Raw genomic sequence first — 16,995 nt, forward strand, 5'->3', positions numbered from 1 at the left:
ACGGACGGACGGACTGCCCCTGGGTCAGAGCCGCAGCCGCGGCCTGGCGTTGCCAACAAGCGAGTTGCGGCCCCCGCGCCGCCCATGTAAGGTCACTTCACTCGGGTTGCCCGAGCTTCCCTCAAGTTGTGTTACGTAATTCCGCAAGCGCACCCAGGATGAAGATATTGCATTTTTCATCCTGGATGGATGATGGAGCATGGCCACAAAGGCCATGCGGCCAATAATTTCCATTTGCTTGCGCATTTACGCAGTTTCATTCAGCTGCCGCACGGGAACGTCGGTCGCTGGCCAGGGCCATGCTGGCCCCACTGAACCAGATGCGCGGCCGGCGTCCCGCCGGACGGGACACGGCCGCCGGTGAATACGGAGTTGCAGTCATGCTTAAGGGTGAGACCGGCGCCGCCATGAATGGATCCAGCTTCCGGGATGGCGCGCCTGCGGATCACGCCCTTGACGCCATGGAGGACATGAGCGCCGCCGACCGCGCCGAAGCCTGGGAGAGCGTGCGCCGCCGCCTGCGCGCCGAACTGGGCGAGGACGTGTTCTCCAGCTGGTTCGGACGCCTGGAGCTGGACGCCATTTCCGGCGACGTCGCGCGTCTTACCGTCCCCACCCGCTTCCTCAAGAGCTGGATCGAGGCCAATTATCTCGACCGCGTCCTCACCGTTTTCCGCGGCGCCTTCCCCGGCGTGGGCCGCCTCATCATCGGCGTGCGCTCCGCCGGCGGCGCGGTGATCTCGCCGCGCATGCCGGAGCCGGCGCGCCGCCCGGCCGCGGCCCCGGCGCAGGCGCCGGCCGCCCCGGCGCGCCCGGCCCCGGCCCAGCCGCAGGAGCCGGCCGCCGCCGCTCCGGCTCCCGCCGCGGCGGCGGGGGCTGAAGCCGACATCGTCGGCAACAGCCTGGACCCGCGTCTCACCTTCGAGAATTTCGTCGTCGGGCGCTCCAACGCCCTCGCCCACGCCGCCGCCGAGCGCGTGGCCAGCCATGACGGCGGCGCGCCGCTGTACAGCCCGTTCTACCTCCACGCCAGCGTCGGCCTCGGCAAGACCCACCTGCTGCAGGCCGTCTCCCACGCCGCCGAGCAGCGCGGCCGCAAGGTGATCTACCTCACCGCCGACCGCTTCATGTACAGCTTCGTCAACGCGCTGAAGTCGCAGACGGCGCTGGCCTTCAAGGAGAAGCTGCGCGCCATCGACATGCTGGTGCTCGACGACGTGCAGTTCATCCAGGGCAAGTCGATCCAGCAGGAGTTCGGCCATACGGTGAACGCGCTGATCGACGCCGGCCGGCAGATCGTCGTCGCCGCCGACCGGCCGCCGGCCGAGCTGGAGACGCTCGACGAGCGCGTGCGCTCGCGCCTCGCCGGCGGCCTCGTGGTGGAGATGGGCCCGCTCGACGAGGCCCTGCGCGCCAGCATTCTCAAGGCGCGCATCGCCGCCATGCAGGCCAAGCACCCCGCCTTCGCGGTCAGCCCGGAAGTGATCGCCTATGTGGCCTCGGTGATCACCACCAACGGCCGCGACCTCGACGGCGCGGTCAACCGCCTGCTCGCCCACACCACCCTCTCGGGCGGCGAGATCACGGTGGAGACCGCCGAGAACGCCATCCGCGACCTGGTGCGCACCCGCGAGCCCAAGCGCGTCAAGATCGAGGACATCCAGAAGCTGGTGGCCACGCGCTACAACGTCTCGCGCGCCGACATCCTGTCCGAGCGGCGCACCGCCGCCGTGGTCAAGCCGCGGCAGATCGCCATGTATCTCTCCAAGCAGCTGACCCTGCGCTCGCTGCCGGAGATCGGCCGGCGCTTCGGCGGCCGCGACCACACCACCGTGCTGCACGCCGTGCGCAAGATCGACAAGGCCGTGGCCGAGGACAAGGCGCTGCACGAAGAGGTCGAGCTGCTCAAGCGCATGCTGCTCGACTGAGCGCGCCCGGCGGCGCGCGTCCGGCCCCCGGACAGGGATGGACCTTGCGCCGGCGGAAGCTCCCGCCGGCGCGCCGTCCGGGACGGCCGCGCCGCGTGGCGGCGGCCGGCTCAGGCGGCCGTGGCGCGGCTTTCGGCGATGGCCGCCAGCAGCGCCGCCCCAACCGGCAGGATGCTTTCGTCAAGAAGGAAGCCCGGATTGTGCAGCGGCGCGGTGTGGGCGCCGGTGAGCCACAGATAGGCGCCGGGAACCTGCTGCAGCATGTCGGCGAAATCCTCGCTGCCCATCTTGGGCGTTTCGTCGGCGCGCACGCGGTCCCCGCCCAGCATGGCGGCGGCGACGCCGGCCGCCGCGCGGCTCTGTTCGTCGCTGTTCACCAGCACGGAGAACACGTTGCGGATGTCGACGCTGGCCGTGACGCCGTGGGCGGCGGCGATCCCCTCCGCCAGCTCGCGGATGCGCCGGCGGACCTTCTCCATCACCCGCTGGTCGAAGGCGCGCACCGTCCCGGCCACCGTCGCCCGGTCCGGAATGACGTTGTAGGCCGAGCCGGCATGAACCTGCGTCACGGACACCACCGCCGGCTGCTGCGGATCGACATTGCGGCTGACGATGGTCTGCAGCGCCTGCACCAGGCTGGCGGCCGCCACCACCGGATCGGCGCCGAGATTGGGCATGGCGCCGTGGGCGCCGCGGCCGGTGATGGTGATGTCGAAGAAGTCCGCCCCCGCCATGGCCGGGCCGGCGCACACCCCCACATGGCCGCTCACCCCGGCGGGGGCGTTGTGCAGGGCGTAGATCTCGTCGCAGGGAAAGCGCGTGAACAGCCCGTCGGCGAGCATGGCGCGGGCGCCGCCCAGCCCCTCCTCCGCCGGCTGGAAAATCAGGTGCGTCACGCCGTCGAAATCGCGCGTGGCGGCGAGATAGCGCGCGGCACCCAGCAGCATGGCGGTGTGGCCGTCATGGCCGCAGCCATGGAAGCGGCCGGGATTGCGCGAGGCGAACGGCAGGCCGGTGGCCTCCTCCATGGGCAGCGCGTCCATGTCGGCGCGCAGGCCGACGCGCCGCCCGGCGTCGCCGCCGCGGCCGCGCACCACCCCGACCACGCCCGTGCCGCCGACGCCGCGGTGAACCTCCACCCCCCAGCTTTCCAGCAGCTCCGCGACGAAGGCTGCGGTTTTCTCCTCCTCAAAGCCCAGCTCCGGCCAGGCGTGGATCCGCCGGCGCCAGGCGATGATGTCGTCCTGGAACGCCATGACGGCCTCCAGCACGTGGCGGTGATGTCGCTGCTCCATGTGACGCTCTCCCGGGCGCTGCCTCGCCCCCCGGCGATGATGCAGCGCCGGCGCGGCGGCTGTCGAGAGCAAGGCCGGCGCGCGGGCGTCGTCACGCTGCGGTCTTCAGGCGCCCGTCCCGCCGCGTCTCCCCGCGCCGGGCGCGCCGGCGCGGAGCCGTGTCCTGCCGGGGCCACGACGCGGCGGACGCCGGGGCCGCGCGCCTGCGGGCGAAGGCCTTGCAGGGCTTGCGTCGGCGCGGCCAAGGCTGCATTGTCTGCAACCCTGCGCCTGTCGCGCCCGCCAGGGCGCCGCACGCGCGCAGGGGCGGCCAGTCTCCCTGGCTTTCCGCTTTTCTCACAACGTCAACGGGTCAGGCCATGAAAGTAACTGTCGAGAGAACTGCTCTGCTCCGGGCGCTCGGCCATGTCCATCGCGTTGTCGAGCGGCGCAACACCGCCCTGATCCTGTCCAACCTGCTGCTGCGGGCCGCGGAGGGGGCGCTGACAGTCAAGGCCACCGACCTTGACATCGAGGTGACCGAGACGGTGGAGGCCGCCGTTGACGCGCCGGGGGCCACCACCGCGCCGGCGCACGTGCTCTATGACATCGTGCGCAAGCTGCCCGAGGGCTCCCAGGTGTCGCTGGAGACCGCCGCCGGCGGAGCCCAGGCGGTGATCCGCGCCGGCCGCTCGCGCTTCACCCTGCAGGCGCTGCCGGAGGGCGATTTCCCCAACATCGCCCCCGGCGAGCTGCCGTGGCGCTTCTCCGCCCCGGCCGCCGACATCAAGCGGCTGATCGACAAGACCCAGTTCGCCATCTCGACGGAAGAGACCCGCTACTATCTCAACGGCATCTACCTGCATCCGGCGACGAACGGCGGCGAAACCACGCTGCGCGCCGTGGCCACCGACGGCCACCGCCTCGCCCGCGTCGACGCCCCCGCCCCGGCCGGCTGCGAGACCATGCCGGGCGTCATCGTGCCCCGCAAGGCGGTGGCGGAAATCCAGAAGCTGCTGGAGGGCCTTGACGGCGAGGTCACCGTCGAGCTGTCCGAGAGCAAGATCCGCCTCACCGCCGGCGCGGTGGTGCTGACCTCCAAGCTGATCGACGGCGCCTTTCCGGACTACCAGCGCGTCATCCCCACCGCCAACGACCGGGTGATGGTGGTGGAGCTGGCCGAGTTCACGCCGGCGGTGGACCGCGTCTCCACCATTTCCTCCGAGCGCGGCCGCGCCGTGAAGCTGTCGCTGCAGGAGGGCCGCCTCACCCTGTCGGTGACCAATCCGGACTCCGGCTCGGCCATGGAGGAGATCAGCGTCGACTATGAGGGCGAGCCGCTCGACGTGGGCTTCAACGCCCGCTACCTGCTGGACATCGCCGCCCAGCTGGACGGCGACACCGCCTTCTTCCGCCTCGCCGACGCCAGCTCGCCCACCATCATCCAGGACCGCGAGGGCGCGCCGGCGCTGTACGTGCTGATGCCGATGCGCGTATGAACGCTGCGCGTGAGGCCGCATGTGAGGCCGCGCGCGGGCGCGGGGCCGGCGGAGCGGCGCCCGGCGGCGCGCCCTGGCGCCGCGCCGCCCGCGCGGCGCCCTGACGACAGGGCCGGCGTCCTGCGCCGGCGCGGATAGCACCCATGACCGCAAGGCCGCCCATCCGCCCGCGCGTCACCCGCGTGATGCTGCAGGACTTCCGCAGCTATGCGGCGCTGGACCTGCGCGCCGGCGCCAGCCTCGTCGCCCTGGCCGGCGACAATGGCGCGGGCAAGACCAACCTGCTGGAGGCGATCTCGCTGTTCACGCCCGGCCGGGGCCTGCGGCGGGCGGAGCTGCGCGACATGCGCCGGCTGCTGCCGGCGGCGCAGGGCGCGCCGGCCACGCCCGCGCCCGCCTTCGCCGTGTCGCTCACCCTTGACGGGGAGAGCAGCGGCGGCGCCCGCCTCGGCGTCGCGCTGGAGAACCGCGCCGGCGCCCTCGCCCGCCGCAGCCGCATCGACGGCGAGACCGTCTCCTCGCCGGCCGCCTTCGCCGATTACCTGCGCATCGTGTGGCTGACGCCGGCCCAGGACGGGCTGTTCGCCGGCCCGCCCGGCGACCGGCGCCGTTATCTCGACCGGCTGGTGCTGGCGGTGGACGCGGCGCACGGCGCGCGGGTCAGCGCCTTCGAGCGCGCCCTGCGCTCGCGCAACCGGCTGCTGGAGGATCCTTACGCCGACAGCGCCTGGCTGGACGCGGTGGAGCGCGAGCTGGCCGAGCTTGGCGTCGCGGTGGCCTCGGCCCGGCGCGAAACCGCCGACCGCCTCGCGGCCCTCGCCGCCGCCCGCCAGGGCGCGCCCTCCGCCTTCCCGTGGGCAGGGCTGAAGCTGGAGGGCGTGATCGAGGAGATGGTGGCGACCATGCCGGCGCTGGACGTGGAGGACCATTTCCGCGCCCTGCTGCGCGAGGGCCGCGCCCGCGACCGCGCCGCCGGCCGGGCGCTGGCCGGCCCGCAGACCACCAACCTCGCCGTCTGGCACGGACCGCGCGACATGCCGGCGGAGCTGTGCTCCACCGGCGAACAGAAGGCGCTGCTCATCGGCCTCGCCCTCGCCCACGCCCGGCTGGTGGCGGCCATGAGCGGCATCGCCCCGGTGGTGCTGCTGGACGAGATCGCCGCCCATCTCGACCCCGGCCGCCGGCGGGCGCTGTATGAGGAGCTGGCGGGGCTGGGCTCGCAGGTCTGGATGACCGGCGCCGACCCGGCCCTGTTCGCCGACCTGCCGGGCGACTCGCGCGTGTATTACGTGCGCCCCGGCGCCGTGAGCGAAACGCCCGCCTGAAACGGCCTGCGGGGCTGCTGGAGCCTGCCCTGCCCCTTTTGGGGACCAGGACGCGGCGGCGCGTTCCGGCCGCCCGTGCGGCTGGCGCAAGGCGCGGGAAGCGCTTATATAAGGCGCAGGATTCGTATTCGTAATGTACGCGCGCGCGAGGCGCGCCATCCCCCATGCGCCCGGCGGCCCCTCGACGAGCCAGCCGTCCGGGACATGCCCCGCAAGGCGACCCAGGGAACCAGATGTCAGAACCAGCCCGCAACGCCGGCGCCGACAGCTACGGCGCAGACTCCATCCGCGTCCTCAAGGGTCTCGATGCGGTCCGCAAGCGTCCGGGCATGTACATCGGCGACACCGACGACGGCTCCGGCCTGCACCACATGGTCTATGAGGTGGTGGACAACGCGATCGACGAGGCCCTCGCCGGTCACGCCGATCTCGTGACCGTGACGCTGAACGCCGACGGCTCCTGCACGGTGACCGACAACGGACGCGGCATTCCCACCGACCTCCATCCCGAGGAAGGCGTCTCGGCGGCCGAGGTCATCATGACCCAGCTGCACGCGGGCGGAAAGTTCGACCAGAACTCCTACAAGGTCTCCGGCGGCCTGCACGGCGTCGGCGTCTCGGTGGTGAACGCGCTGTCCACATGGCTGCGCCTCACCATCTGGCGCAACGACCTCGAACACTTCATGGAGTTCCGCCACGGCGACGCCGTGGCCCCGCTGGCGGTGGTCGGCCCGGCCAACGGCCGGCGCGGCACCATGGTGACCTTCCTGCCCTCGCCGGAAACCTTCAGCAACACGGTGTTCGACTACGACACCCTCGAACACCGCCTGCGCGAGCTCGCCTTCCTCAACTCCGGCGTGCGCATCATCCTCACCGACGCCCGCGGCGCGGAGCACCGGCGCGAGGAGCTGATGTATGAGGGCGGCGTCGAGGCCTTCGTGCGCTATCTCGACCGCACCAAGACGCCGCTGATCTCCCGGCCCATCGTGGTGCGCGCCGAGCGCGACGGCATCGGCGTGGAGGCGGCGCTGTGGTGGAACGACACCTACCACGAGAACGTGCTGGCCTTCACCAACAACATCCCGCAGCGCGACGGCGGCACCCACCTCGCCGGCTTCCGGGCCGCGCTGACCCGGCAGATCACCAGCTACGCCGATTCAACAGGCCTGACGAAAAAGGAAAAGGTGTCGCTTACCGGCGACGACTGCCGCGAGGGCCTCACCTGCGTGCTCTCGGTGAAGGTGCCGGATCCCAAGTTCTCGTCCCAGACCAAGGACAAGCTGGTGTCCTCCGAGGTGCGCCCGGCGGTCGAGGGCGCCGTCAACGAGGCGCTCGGCCAGTGGCTCGAGGAGAACCCGGCCGACGCCCGCGTCATCGTCAGCAAGGTGGTGGAGGCCTCCTCCGCCCGCGAGGCCGCGCGCCGCGCCCGCGAGCTGTCGCGCCGCAAGGGCGCGCTCGACATCGCCTCGCTGCCCGGCAAGCTCGCCGACTGCCAGGAGCGCGACCCCGCGCTGTCCGAACTGTTCATCGTGGAGGGCGACTCGGCCGGCGGCTCGGCGAAGCAGGGCCGCAACCGCGAGTATCAGGCGGTGCTGCCGCTGCGCGGCAAGATCCTCAACGTGGAGCGCGCCCGCTTCGACAAGATGCTGTCGTCGGAGACCATCGGCACGCTGATCCTCGCCCTCGGCACCGGCATCGGCCGCGAGGAGTTCGATCCCGACAAGCTCCGCTACCACAAGATCATCATCATGACGGACGCGGACGTCGACGGCTCGCACATCCGCACGCTCCTGCTGACGTTCTTCTTCCGTCACATGCGCGAGATCATCGACCGCGGTCACGTCTATATCGCCCAGCCGCCGCTCTACAAGGTGACGCGCGGCAAGTCGCAGCAGTATCTCAAGGACGAGCGCGCGCTGGACGACTACCTCATCGAGGGCGGCCTCGACGGCGCCGTGCTGCGCCTGGCCGGCGGCGAGGAGCGCGCCGGGCTCGACCTGCGCAACCTCGTCGAGGAGGCGCGCTACGTGCGCCAGCTGCTTTCGACGCTGCACACCCGCTACAACCGCACGGTCGTCGAGCAGGCGGCCATCGCCGGCGGCCTGCGCGCCGGCATCGTCGACGACGAGCCGGAGCTCGCGGCGCGGATCGCCGCCGACATCGCCGCCCGCCTCGACGTGCTGGCCGAGGAAACCGAGCGCGGCTGGAAGGGCGAGACGGTCAACGGCGGCTACCTGTTCACCCGCGTGGTGCGCGGCGTGAAGCAGACCGTGGAGCTGGACGCCGGCCTGCTGGCCTCGGCCGAGGCGCTGCGCCTGCACGAGCGGCATCCGCACCTGCACGAGGCGTACGCGCGGCCGGCCACGCTGCTGCGCCGCGCCGAGTCCACTCCGGTCCACGGCCCGGTGGAGCTGTTCGAGGCGGTGACCGCCGCCGGCCGCAAGGGCATCACCCTGCAGCGCTACAAGGGTCTCGGCGAGATGAACCCCGAGCAGCTGTGGGAGACCACCCTGGACCGCGACAACCGCTCGCTGCTGCAGGTGCGCGTCAAGGACGTGCAGGACGCCGACGACCTGCTGGTGAAGCTGATGGGCGACGTGGTGGAGCCGCGCCGCGCCTTCATCCAGGAGAACGCGCTCAGCGTCTCCAACCTGGACGTGTGACCGGCGCGCCGCCCCGCGGCGCGTCCTCACGGAAACGGGCGGCGCCGGCGGCGTCGCCCTTTTCCGTTTCCGCCGTCCGCCGCCTGCGACGCCGGCGCGCGGCGCCGCGCCCGCTTCCCGCCCGATTTCCCCGGCAGGACAGCGGCATGACTGTCAGTGGCCCTGCCCTTCACGCCATGAACGCCCGCGCCAGACTGCGCCCGGCGGCCGCTGCGGCCGCCCTCGCCCTTGCCCTCGCCGCCTGCGCCACGGAGCCGGCCCGGCAGGCCGGGCCGGTGAGCGTCTCCACCGCCGACGCGCCGGCCGCCGCGCGGCTGGTCAGCGCCTGGCGCGCCGCCCACGGCCTCGGGCCGGTGCGCGTCGATCCGGCGCTGAACGCCCCGGCGGCCGAGCAGGCGGCGGCGACGGCGCGCCTCGGCCGGCTGGATCACGGCGATTTCGCCGGCCGCATGGCGCGTTACGGCGCGCCCGGCGCGGCGGCCGAGAACCTGGGCGCCGGCGCCCGCGACGCGGCGGCGGCGATCGAACGCTGGAAACGCTCGGCCGGCCACAACCGCAACATGCTGGACCCGAAGATGCGCCGCATCGGCTTCGCCCGCGCCGACGCCCCCGGCCAGCGTTACGGAACTTTCTGGGCGCTGGTGCTGGCCGAGTGACCGGCGCGCGCCGGCGCCCGCCCGGACATGCGAAAGGCGCGGCCCCGGACGGGATCCGCGCCCCTGCGGGCGCCCGCCGGCGGGCGCTGCGGCGGGCCTGCTGTCAGAGCGCCGCCACCACCTGGATCTCAACCCGGTATTCCGGCGCGGCGAGGCGGGCCTCGACGGTGGCGCGGGCCGGGGTATTGCCCGGCGACACCCATTTCTCCCACTCGGCGTTCATTTCGCCGAACGTGGCGATATCGGTGAGGTAGATGGTGGCCGAGACCAGCTTCGACCTGTCCGTGCCGGCTTCCGCCAGCAGCGCGTCGATCTGGGCGAGAATGGCGCGCGTCTGCCCGGCGACGGTGTCGCCGGCGGCCACCTGGCCGGCCAGATAGACGGTGTTGTTGTAGACGACGGCCTCGCTCATGCGCGGACCGGTCTGGATGCGACGGATGCTCATGGCCTCTCCTTCCTGCCTGGTCCGCGCGCCGGAGGGCGGGTTCGCTGGCCGCGCCGGCGACGGACGCCGCGAGTTAACCGTTTCCGCGGCCCGCAGAAACGCAAAAATGGGAAGGAGGGCGGATTTTGAACGTCTTTCGCGCGGCGGCCTGCGGCGCGCCGCCGCCCTTGACAGGCATGGCCACGCCCGGGCGCCCCGGACGGACCCGCCCCCGGAAGACTGCAGCGGGGCGGAAGAAGCGGGAAAGGGGGGGGATTGGTGCCCCTGGCCGGCCTCGAACCAGCACTCCTTTCGGAACTCGATTTTGAGTCGAGCGCGTCTACCAATTCCACCACAGGGGCACTTGCCGCGAATGATATTCGCCTGACGCGCGAGGTCAACGCCCTGGCGGGGCTTTCCACCAGCGGGCCGGCGCCGCTCCGGGCAGGGAAACCCGGCCGCCGGCGCGTCGCCCGCGCAGCCGGGCGGAACGCCGTCCGCGCCAGCGCGTCGCCGGCAAAAGCGTCGCCGCGCCCCGCCCGGCGGCGGGCGCGACGGCGCGGCTCACGGCCCGGGCGCAGCGCGGCCCGGGCGGCCCGGCGTCAGCGGCGGCCCGGCGTCAGAGGCCGGCGTCAGCGGCCGGCGTCAGCGGCCGGCCTGGACCTCCTCCACCGCCACGGCGAGGAGGCGCTCCATGGTCTCACGCAACTCCTGCCCGGAAACCTTGACCCCGGCGGCCTCCAGATCGCCACGGACCTTGCGGAACACGTCCTCGTCGCCCGCTTCCTCGAAGTCGGCGAGAATGACCGACCGGGCGTACTCGGACGCTTCCTGCCCGCTCTTGCCCAGCTTGCTCGCGGCCCACTCGCCCAGGAGCCGGTTGCGGCGCGCCATGGCCTTGAAACGCAGCTCTTCATCGAGAACGAATTTGCGCTCAAAGGCCTCTTCGCGCTTGCTAAATGTCGTCATGTACGGTCCTGTCCCAGAAAGAAAACGCGGACCCTTAATGTAGATGGCGCGCGCGCCGTTTGCCAGAGCCCGCGGACGCGCGGCGCCGCACCGCCGCGGACCGCCGCCACCGACCGCCGCCGCGGCGGCCGCCCGGCGCCCTCCCGCCGGATTTTCCGGCGGAAAGACGGGCCGCGGCGCGACGTCGCCCTTGCCCCGCGGCCACGTCGGCGCCATCAAATGGCCGCACCCCTGTGGCTGAAGGGCAGGCGTCATTCTGGCGCAAGGCGCCAGGACGGCCCCTTCAACTCACTCATTGTGCTGACGGCCCTGATCGGCTAGGTTGCCGGTGCGGGTTTGCCGCCCCAGACAAGCCCGCTGGCCGCGGACATTACCCTGTTCAAGGAGCGACGGCGGTCCCCCATGGATTTTCTCAAGACACGGTACACGCCGATGAATCGTCGCCGTCGTATTTACGAAGGCAAGGCGAAGGTCCTTTATGAAGGCCCCGAACCTGGTACGCTGATCCAGCACTTCAAGGACGACGCCACCGCCTTCAACGCCAGAAAACACGAGGTGATTGACGGCAAGGGCGTGCTCAACAACCGCATCTCGGAATATATCTTCCAGAACCTGAACGACATTGGCGTTCCGACCCACTTCATCCGGCGGCTCAACATGCGCGAGCAGCTGATCCGGGAAGTGGAGATCATTCCGCTGGAAGTCGTGGTGCGCAACGTTGCGGCGGGCTCGCTGTCCAAGCGCCTCGGCCTCGAGGAAGGCACGCCGCTGCCGCGCTCGATCATCGAGTTCTACTACAAGAACGACGCCCTCGATGATCCGATGGTGTCGGAAGAGCACATCACCGCCTTCGGCTGGGCCACGCCGCAGGAGCTCGACGACATCATGGCGCTCGCCATCCGCGTCAACGACTTCCTCACCGGCCTGTTCCTCGGCGCCGGCATCCGCCTCGTCGACTTCAAGATGGAGGTGGGCCGCATCTGGGAAGGCGACATGATGCGCATCGTCGTCGCCGACGAGATCTCGCCCGACTCCTGCCGGCTGTGGGACATCAAGTCAGCCGACAAGCTCGACAAGGACCGCTTCCGTCGCGACATGGGCGGCCTCGTCGAGGCCTACTCCGAGGTGGCGCGCCGGCTCGGCATCCTTGGCGAGGCGGAGAACCCCACCGCCCAGGGGCCGCGTCTGGTGCAGACCGGCGAGGCGGACGGCAAACAGTAACGCGCCGGCGTCGCGGCGGGGCGCGCGCAGCCCCGCCACCGTCACGGCGCAGCGGAACGGGCCCGGATCGCCGGGCCCTTTTTGTTGCGGCGCGCCAGGGCGCGTTCACCGTCCGCTAACCCCCGCGCGCCTGTACTGGGACGGCCCGCGGCGGCGCGCAGGCGCGCGCCCCGCCATGCAAAATTCGCCGGGTCAGGCGGCGCGCGCCCGCATATGGGCATTAGACGCCGCCGCCGCGGCCTCCTATGAAGGGCGACATGTTCAAGCGGCTCTATGACTGGACGACAAGCCTGGCGAACCGCCCGGGAGCCACCTGGGCGCTCGCCCTGGTGTCGTTCGCCGAGAGCTCGTTCTTTCCCATCCCGCCGGACGTGATGCTTGCGCCCATGGCGCTGGCGCAGCCGCGCCGGGCATGGTTTTACGCCTTCGTCTGCACGCTCGCCTCGGTGGCGGGCGCCCTGCTCGGCTACGCCATCGGCTACCTGCTGTTCGACTCCCTGGGCATGTGGCTGATCCGCGTCTACGGCATGGAGAGCGGCGTGGAGGCGTTCCGCCAGTCCTACGCCGAATACGGCCACTGGATCATCCTGCTGAAGGGGCTGACGCCGATTCCCTTCAAGCTGATCACCATCATGTCCGGCTTCGCCGGCTACAACCTGCTGTGGTTCGTGCTCCTGTGCCTCGTCACCCGCGGCGTGCGCTTCGCCCTCGTGGCGGGGGCGATGCAGCTGTTCGCCGAACCCATCCGCCGCCTGATGGACCGGCACGCCGGCGTCGTCGGCGTGGCGGTTCTCGGCTTCATCGTCGCCGGCTTCGCCGCCGCGAAGTTCCTGTTCTGAGGAGCGCCGCCGATGACTGCTCCGGCCGCCCGCCCCGCCCTCCCCGCAAGCTTCACCTCCCGCACGGCGGCGCTGGCGGTTCTGTCGGGCGCGGCGGCGGTCATCGCCGCCTTCCTGGTCTTCGAGCACGCCTTTGGCTATCTGCCCTGCCCGCTGTGCCTGCAGCAGCGGGCGCCCTGGTATTTCGCCGCGCTGCTGGCGGCGCTGCTGGCCGTCACCCCGCGGGCGCAGACGCGCCTGCGCCGCGTCGGCCTGCTGCTACTGACGCTCGTGTTCCTGGTCAGCGCCGGCCTCGGCGCCTATCACGCCGGCGTTGAGTGGGGGCTGTGGCCGGGTCCCGCGGACTGCTCCGGCGGCGGCGCCATGCCCGCCAGCGCCAGCGAGCTGCTCGGCCAGCTGGAGCGCGTGCGCCCGGTGAGCTGCACCGAGGCCGCCTGGCGCTTCCTCGGCCTGTCGATGGCCGGCTGGAACGTGGCCGTCTCCCTGCTTCTCGCGGCCGTCGCCGCCCTCGGCGCGATGGCCGACGCCCCTGGCCGGTCCGGCGCCCCCGGATCCGCCGACACAGACCCCGCCAGCGCGGCGCCCGCCAGCGCAAAGTCCGCCGGCCACTCCGGAAACCGACCGTGAAGCTTCGTCTGCGCACCGCCGCCCCGCCCGCCGGCGGGCGGATGAGCGAACTGCAAACCGCCGTCATCGGCGCCCTCGTGGTGATGCTGGGGCCGATCAGCATGTCGCTGTACACGCCGGCCCTGCCGGCGATGGTGAAGGCGTTCGACGTCTCGCCGGCGGCGATCAAGCTCACGCTCACGGTGTATTTCACCGGCTTCGCCTTGGCGCAGCTGGTGTGCGGGCCGCTGTCGGACGCCTACGGGCGCCGGCCGGTGGGCGTGGGGTTCTTCGGGGTGTATCTGGCCGGCAGCATCATCGCGGCGGCGGCGCCCAGCCTGGACTGGCTGCTGGCCGGCCGCATCCTGCAGGGGGTGGGCGCGGCGGCGGGCATCGCCACCTCCCGCGCCATGGTGCGCGACCAGTACTCCGGCCAGCAGTCGGCGCGCATCATGAACCTGATCGGCGTCATGCTGGCGGTTGGGCCGGCGGTGTCGCCCACGCTGGGAGGCGTCATCCTCGCCACCGTCGGCTGGCAGGCGATCTTCTGGGTGATGGTGGCCTATGGCTCCGTCGCCATCTGGCTGCTGGCCTTCGTGACGCCGGAGACCAACAGCAACCGCGACCGCGCCCTCGCCCGCCCGGCGGCGGTGGCCGGCGCCTACCGCGTGCTGCTGGGCAACCGGACCTTCCTCGCCACCTCGCTGCTCATCGCCATGTCGCCGGGCGGACTCTACACGCTCGCCGCGATCCTGCCTTTCGTGATGATCGAGAAGGTGGGGCTGACGCCGACCGAATTCGGCGCCGGCATGCTGGCGCAGACCGGCTCGTTCATGACCGGCGCGGCGCTGGCCGGGGTGCTGCTGCGCCGCATGGACGCGGCGAAGCTCGTCCCGGTGGGCCTCGCGCTGGTGGCGCTGTCGGCGCTGGGCTTCGGCGCCGGCCTCAGGCTGTGGCCGGCCTCGTTCATTTCGGTGATGGGCCCCACGGCGCTGTGGGCGTTCGGCAACGCCTTCATCATGCCGGGAGCGACCACGGCGGCGCTGGCGCCGTTCCCGCGCATGGCGGGGGCGGCTTCGGCCGTCACCGGATTCATGCAGATCGGCGGGGGCCTCGCCGGCACCGCGGCGGCGGCGCTGCTGTTCCACGAACCGTTCGACAGCCTGCGGCTCATCATGCCAACAATGGCGCTGGTCGCCGTAGCCAGCTACGGCTGGCTGATGATGCGCGGCGGCGGCCTGAGGACCACCGCCGCGGCCGTGGAGCCGGCGCGCGCCGCGGAGGCGGCGGCCGCGCCTGCGGCGTCGGGCGGATTGCCTGACGGCGCCAGACGGGCTAAGCCCGCCTCTCAACCCGACACTCCGGAGCAGCCATGAAGGCCCGAGTCACCGTAACCCTCAAGAACGGCGTGCTTGACCCGCAGGGCAAGGCGATCGAAGGCGCGCTTTCCTCCCTCGGCATCGAGGGCGTCACTGGCGTCCGCCAGGGAAAGGTCTTTGACATTGAGCTTTCCCACACCCAACCTGAAGCGGCTGAAGCGGCCCTGAAGGATGCGTGCGAGCGGCTACTCGCCAACACTGTCATCGAGAACTACAGGGTCGAAATCCTTTCCTGACCTGGGAGGAAGACGATGCTGGATCCCGACGCCCGGACGGTGCTCAATCTGATGAAAGCCGCGGGACGCCCCGCGATGACCACGCTTTCGCCGATGGAGGCGCGCGAGGCCTACCGCGCCTCGCGCCGGGCGCTGGGACCCGACGCGCCGGACGTGGCGCTGCTCGAACACTTCCGCGCCGACGGCCCGGACGGCGCCGTGCCGCTGCGCTATTACCGCCCCGCGGGATCGGACGACTTCGCCACGCTGCCCTGCCTCGTCTATTTCCACGGCGGCGGCTGGGTGATCGGCGACCTTGAGACGCACGACTACGTATGCCGCCGGCTGGCCAATGTCTCCGGCTGCGCGGTCGTGGCCGTGGACTACCGCCTTGCGCCGGAGCACCGCTTCCCCGCGGCGGTGGAGGACTGCGCCGCCGCGGTGACGTTCGTGGCGGAGAACGCCAGCCGCCTGCGCATTGACCCGGCGCGCATCGCCGTGGGCGGCGACAGCGCCGGCGGCAACCTCGCCGCGGTGATGGCGCTGATGGCCCGCGACGGCGACCTGCCGCCGGTGGCCTACCAGCTGCTGATCTATCCGGCGGTGGACATGGTGAACGCCTATCCGTCGCAGGCGCTGGACCTGGCGGAATTCCCGCTGTCGGCGGAGACGGTGCGCTGGTTCACGGACCATTACGGCATCTCCGCCGCCGACAGGTCCGACTGGCGCGCCTCGCCGCTGCTGGCCCCCTCCCACGCGGGAGTGGCGCCGGCCTTCGTGCTGACGGCAGGCTACGATCCGCTGGCCGACGAGGGCGCCGCCTACGCTCGCAAGCTTGAGAAATCGGGCGTGCGCACCACCTACCTGCACATGAGCGACCAGATGCATGGCTTCATCACCATGTCGAAGGTCATCCGCGCGGCGGAAGCGGCGCTGGAGATCATGGGCCGGGAGCTGGCGCGGGGCCTCGCCGCGCCGCAGGCGTGACGCCGCGGGCGGACTTCGCCCGCAAAAGGCCCTGATATCCTGCTTCAAGCGCGATGACCCGCGAAAGGGCGCGCCCTTTCGCGGGACGTCGCGCTGGCGCATGGCGACGGCGGTCCTGCCGGCAGGCGGGATCGCGGTCGGCGGCGCCGCCGCGCAGGCCGGCGGGACGGCCGGCCTGTTGATCTGCCCCACTGTCCCTGCGAAAAGCACCCGACGCTTTTCGCCGGAGCGCCTGACCGGCGACCGCAACCGCCACGGAACGTAACATGAAAGCCGCCGTCGTCATCTTTCCTGGCTCCAACCGTGAGCGCGACATGGCCAGGGCGCTGAAGCGCGCCTCGGGCGTCGCCCCGGCCATGGTCTGGCACGCCGACACCGAACTGCCCCCCGGCACGGATCTGGTGGTCCTGCCCGGCGGCTTCAGCTACGGCGACTACCTGCGCTGCGGCGCCATCGCCGCCCGCTCGAAGATCATGGACGCGGTGCGGGCCCACGCCGGACGCGGCGGCCTGGTGCTGGGCGTGTGCAACGGCTTCCAGATCCTGTGCGAGGCGCAGCTGCTGCCCGGCGTGCTGGCGCGCAACGCGCAGCTGAAGTTCATCTGCCGGCGCCAGCACCTGAAGGTGGAGCGCAACGACACCGCCTTCACCCACCGTTACCGCGCCGGCCAGGTGATCGACGTGTGCGTGGCCCACGGCGAGGGCAACTGGACCGCCGACGCCGAAACGGCGGCGCGCGTGGAGGGCGAGGGCCTGGTGGCCTTCCGCTACTGCGACGCCGCCGGCGTGGTCTCCCCGCAGACCAACTGCAACGGCTCCATCAATTCGATCGCCGGCGTCTATTCGGAGAAGCTGAACGTGCTCGGCATGATGCCGCACCCGGAGAACCTGATCGACGATCTGGTGGGCGGCTCGGACGGCCTCGGCCTGTTCGAAAGCCTCGCGACCCGGCGCGCCGCCTGAGGCGGCCGCGCCCCGTCCCGCCGCCATCCTCCCATACAGGGTACTGAC

The 16,995-nt window shown here is 71.7% G+C and carries 15 protein-coding genes and 1 tRNA gene; 12 read left to right on the forward strand and 4 right to left on the reverse strand.

The annotated features are described in order from the left end of the window. The first annotated feature begins 461 nt into the window (after window positions 1–461). On the forward strand, window positions 462–1,928 hold the full coding sequence (gene dnaA, locus ACFFJB_RS10655; protein ID WP_376832654.1) for a chromosomal replication initiator protein DnaA: 1,467 nt from the start codon (window positions 462–464) through the stop codon (window positions 1,926–1,928). A 110-nt stretch (window positions 1,929–2,038) separates the two neighbouring features. Here dnaA and ACFFJB_RS10660 read toward each other — a convergent pair whose 3' ends face one another. Then, window positions 2,039–3,223, reverse strand: a complete 1,185-nt coding sequence (locus ACFFJB_RS10660) for a M20 aminoacylase family protein (RefSeq protein ID WP_376831342.1) — start codon at window positions 3,221–3,223, stop codon at window positions 2,039–2,041. Between the two features lie 359 nt (window positions 3,224–3,582). Here ACFFJB_RS10660 and dnaN point away from each other — a divergent pair, with 359 nt between their 5' ends. The 4 genes from dnaN to ACFFJB_RS10680 all read left to right on the forward strand — a co-directional run bounded on the left by dnaN (window position 3,583) and on the right by ACFFJB_RS10680 (window position 9,345). Continuing rightward, window positions 3,583–4,701 carry a DNA polymerase III subunit beta gene (dnaN, locus tag ACFFJB_RS10665; protein ID WP_376831343.1) on the forward strand — a complete coding sequence of 373 codons (1,119 nt, stop codon included), beginning with the start codon at window positions 3,583–3,585 and terminating at the stop codon, window positions 4,699–4,701. Window positions 4,702–4,844: 143 nt separating this feature from the next. Then, on the forward strand, window positions 4,845–6,026 hold the full coding sequence (gene recF, locus ACFFJB_RS10670; protein WP_376831344.1) for a DNA replication/repair protein RecF: 1,182 nt from the start codon (window positions 4,845–4,847) through the stop codon (window positions 6,024–6,026). A gap of 233 nt (window positions 6,027–6,259) precedes the next feature. After that, window positions 6,260–8,689: a DNA topoisomerase (ATP-hydrolyzing) subunit B gene (gene gyrB, locus ACFFJB_RS10675; protein ID WP_376831345.1), complete on the forward strand. Its 2,430-nt coding sequence runs from the start codon at window positions 6,260–6,262 to the stop codon at window positions 8,687–8,689. A gap of 146 nt (window positions 8,690–8,835) precedes the next feature. Next, window positions 8,836–9,345 (forward strand): CAP domain-containing protein, encoded by a 510-nt coding sequence (locus ACFFJB_RS10680; protein WP_376831346.1) that lies wholly within the window; start codon window positions 8,836–8,838, stop codon window positions 9,343–9,345. Window positions 9,346–9,448: 103 nt separating this feature from the next. Here ACFFJB_RS10680 and ACFFJB_RS10685 read toward each other — a convergent pair whose 3' ends face one another. From ACFFJB_RS10685 to ACFFJB_RS10695, 3 genes are all read right to left on the reverse strand, one after another. Beyond that, complete coding sequence (locus ACFFJB_RS10685) at window positions 9,449–9,790, reverse strand: RidA family protein (RefSeq protein WP_376831347.1); 342 nt, start codon at window positions 9,788–9,790, stop codon at window positions 9,449–9,451. Between the two features lie 256 nt (window positions 9,791–10,046). Then, window positions 10,047–10,131 (reverse strand) — tRNA-Leu (locus ACFFJB_RS10690). Window positions 10,132–10,414: 283 nt separating this feature from the next. After that, window positions 10,415–10,738, reverse strand: coding sequence for a DUF1476 domain-containing protein (locus tag ACFFJB_RS10695; RefSeq protein WP_376831348.1), 324 nt, complete (start codon window positions 10,736–10,738; stop codon window positions 10,415–10,417). A gap of 402 nt (window positions 10,739–11,140) precedes the next feature. Between ACFFJB_RS10695 and purC the strand changes: the two genes are divergently transcribed. From purC to purQ, 7 genes are all read left to right on the forward strand, one after another. After that, complete coding sequence (gene purC, locus ACFFJB_RS10700; RefSeq protein WP_376831349.1) at window positions 11,141–11,959, forward strand: phosphoribosylaminoimidazolesuccinocarboxamide synthase; 819 nt, start codon at window positions 11,141–11,143, stop codon at window positions 11,957–11,959. A gap of 257 nt (window positions 11,960–12,216) precedes the next feature. Then, window positions 12,217–12,798 (forward strand): YqaA family protein, encoded by a 582-nt coding sequence (locus ACFFJB_RS10705; protein ID WP_376831350.1) that lies wholly within the window; start codon window positions 12,217–12,219, stop codon window positions 12,796–12,798. Between the two features lie 12 nt (window positions 12,799–12,810). After that, window positions 12,811–13,425: a disulfide bond formation protein B gene (locus ACFFJB_RS10710; protein WP_376831351.1), complete on the forward strand. Its 615-nt coding sequence runs from the start codon at window positions 12,811–12,813 to the stop codon at window positions 13,423–13,425. Between the two features lie 41 nt (window positions 13,426–13,466). After that, window positions 13,467–14,780 (forward strand): multidrug effflux MFS transporter, encoded by a 1,314-nt coding sequence (locus tag ACFFJB_RS10715; protein ID WP_446680589.1) that lies wholly within the window; start codon window positions 13,467–13,469, stop codon window positions 14,778–14,780. Beyond that, window positions 14,777–15,019 carry a phosphoribosylformylglycinamidine synthase subunit PurS gene (gene purS, locus ACFFJB_RS10720; RefSeq protein ID WP_376831353.1) on the forward strand — a complete coding sequence of 81 codons (243 nt, stop codon included), beginning with the start codon at window positions 14,777–14,779 and terminating at the stop codon, window positions 15,017–15,019. The genes ACFFJB_RS10715 and purS overlap by 4 nt, the downstream gene beginning before the upstream one ends. 15 nt (window positions 15,020–15,034) lie before the next feature. After that, window positions 15,035–15,985, forward strand: a complete 951-nt coding sequence (lipP1, locus tag ACFFJB_RS10725; protein WP_376831354.1) for a LipP1 family hormone-sensitive lipase — start codon at window positions 15,035–15,037, stop codon at window positions 15,983–15,985. 266 nt (window positions 15,986–16,251) lie between these two features. Beyond that, on the forward strand, window positions 16,252–16,947 hold the full coding sequence (gene purQ / locus ACFFJB_RS10730) for a phosphoribosylformylglycinamidine synthase subunit PurQ (protein ID WP_376831355.1): 696 nt from the start codon (window positions 16,252–16,254) through the stop codon (window positions 16,945–16,947). Window positions 16,948–16,995 lie beyond the last annotated feature (48 nt).

It is taken from the genome of Camelimonas abortus (assembly GCF_042432745.1).
Lineage (GTDB): Bacteria > Pseudomonadota > Alphaproteobacteria > Rhizobiales > Beijerinckiaceae > Camelimonas > Camelimonas abortus.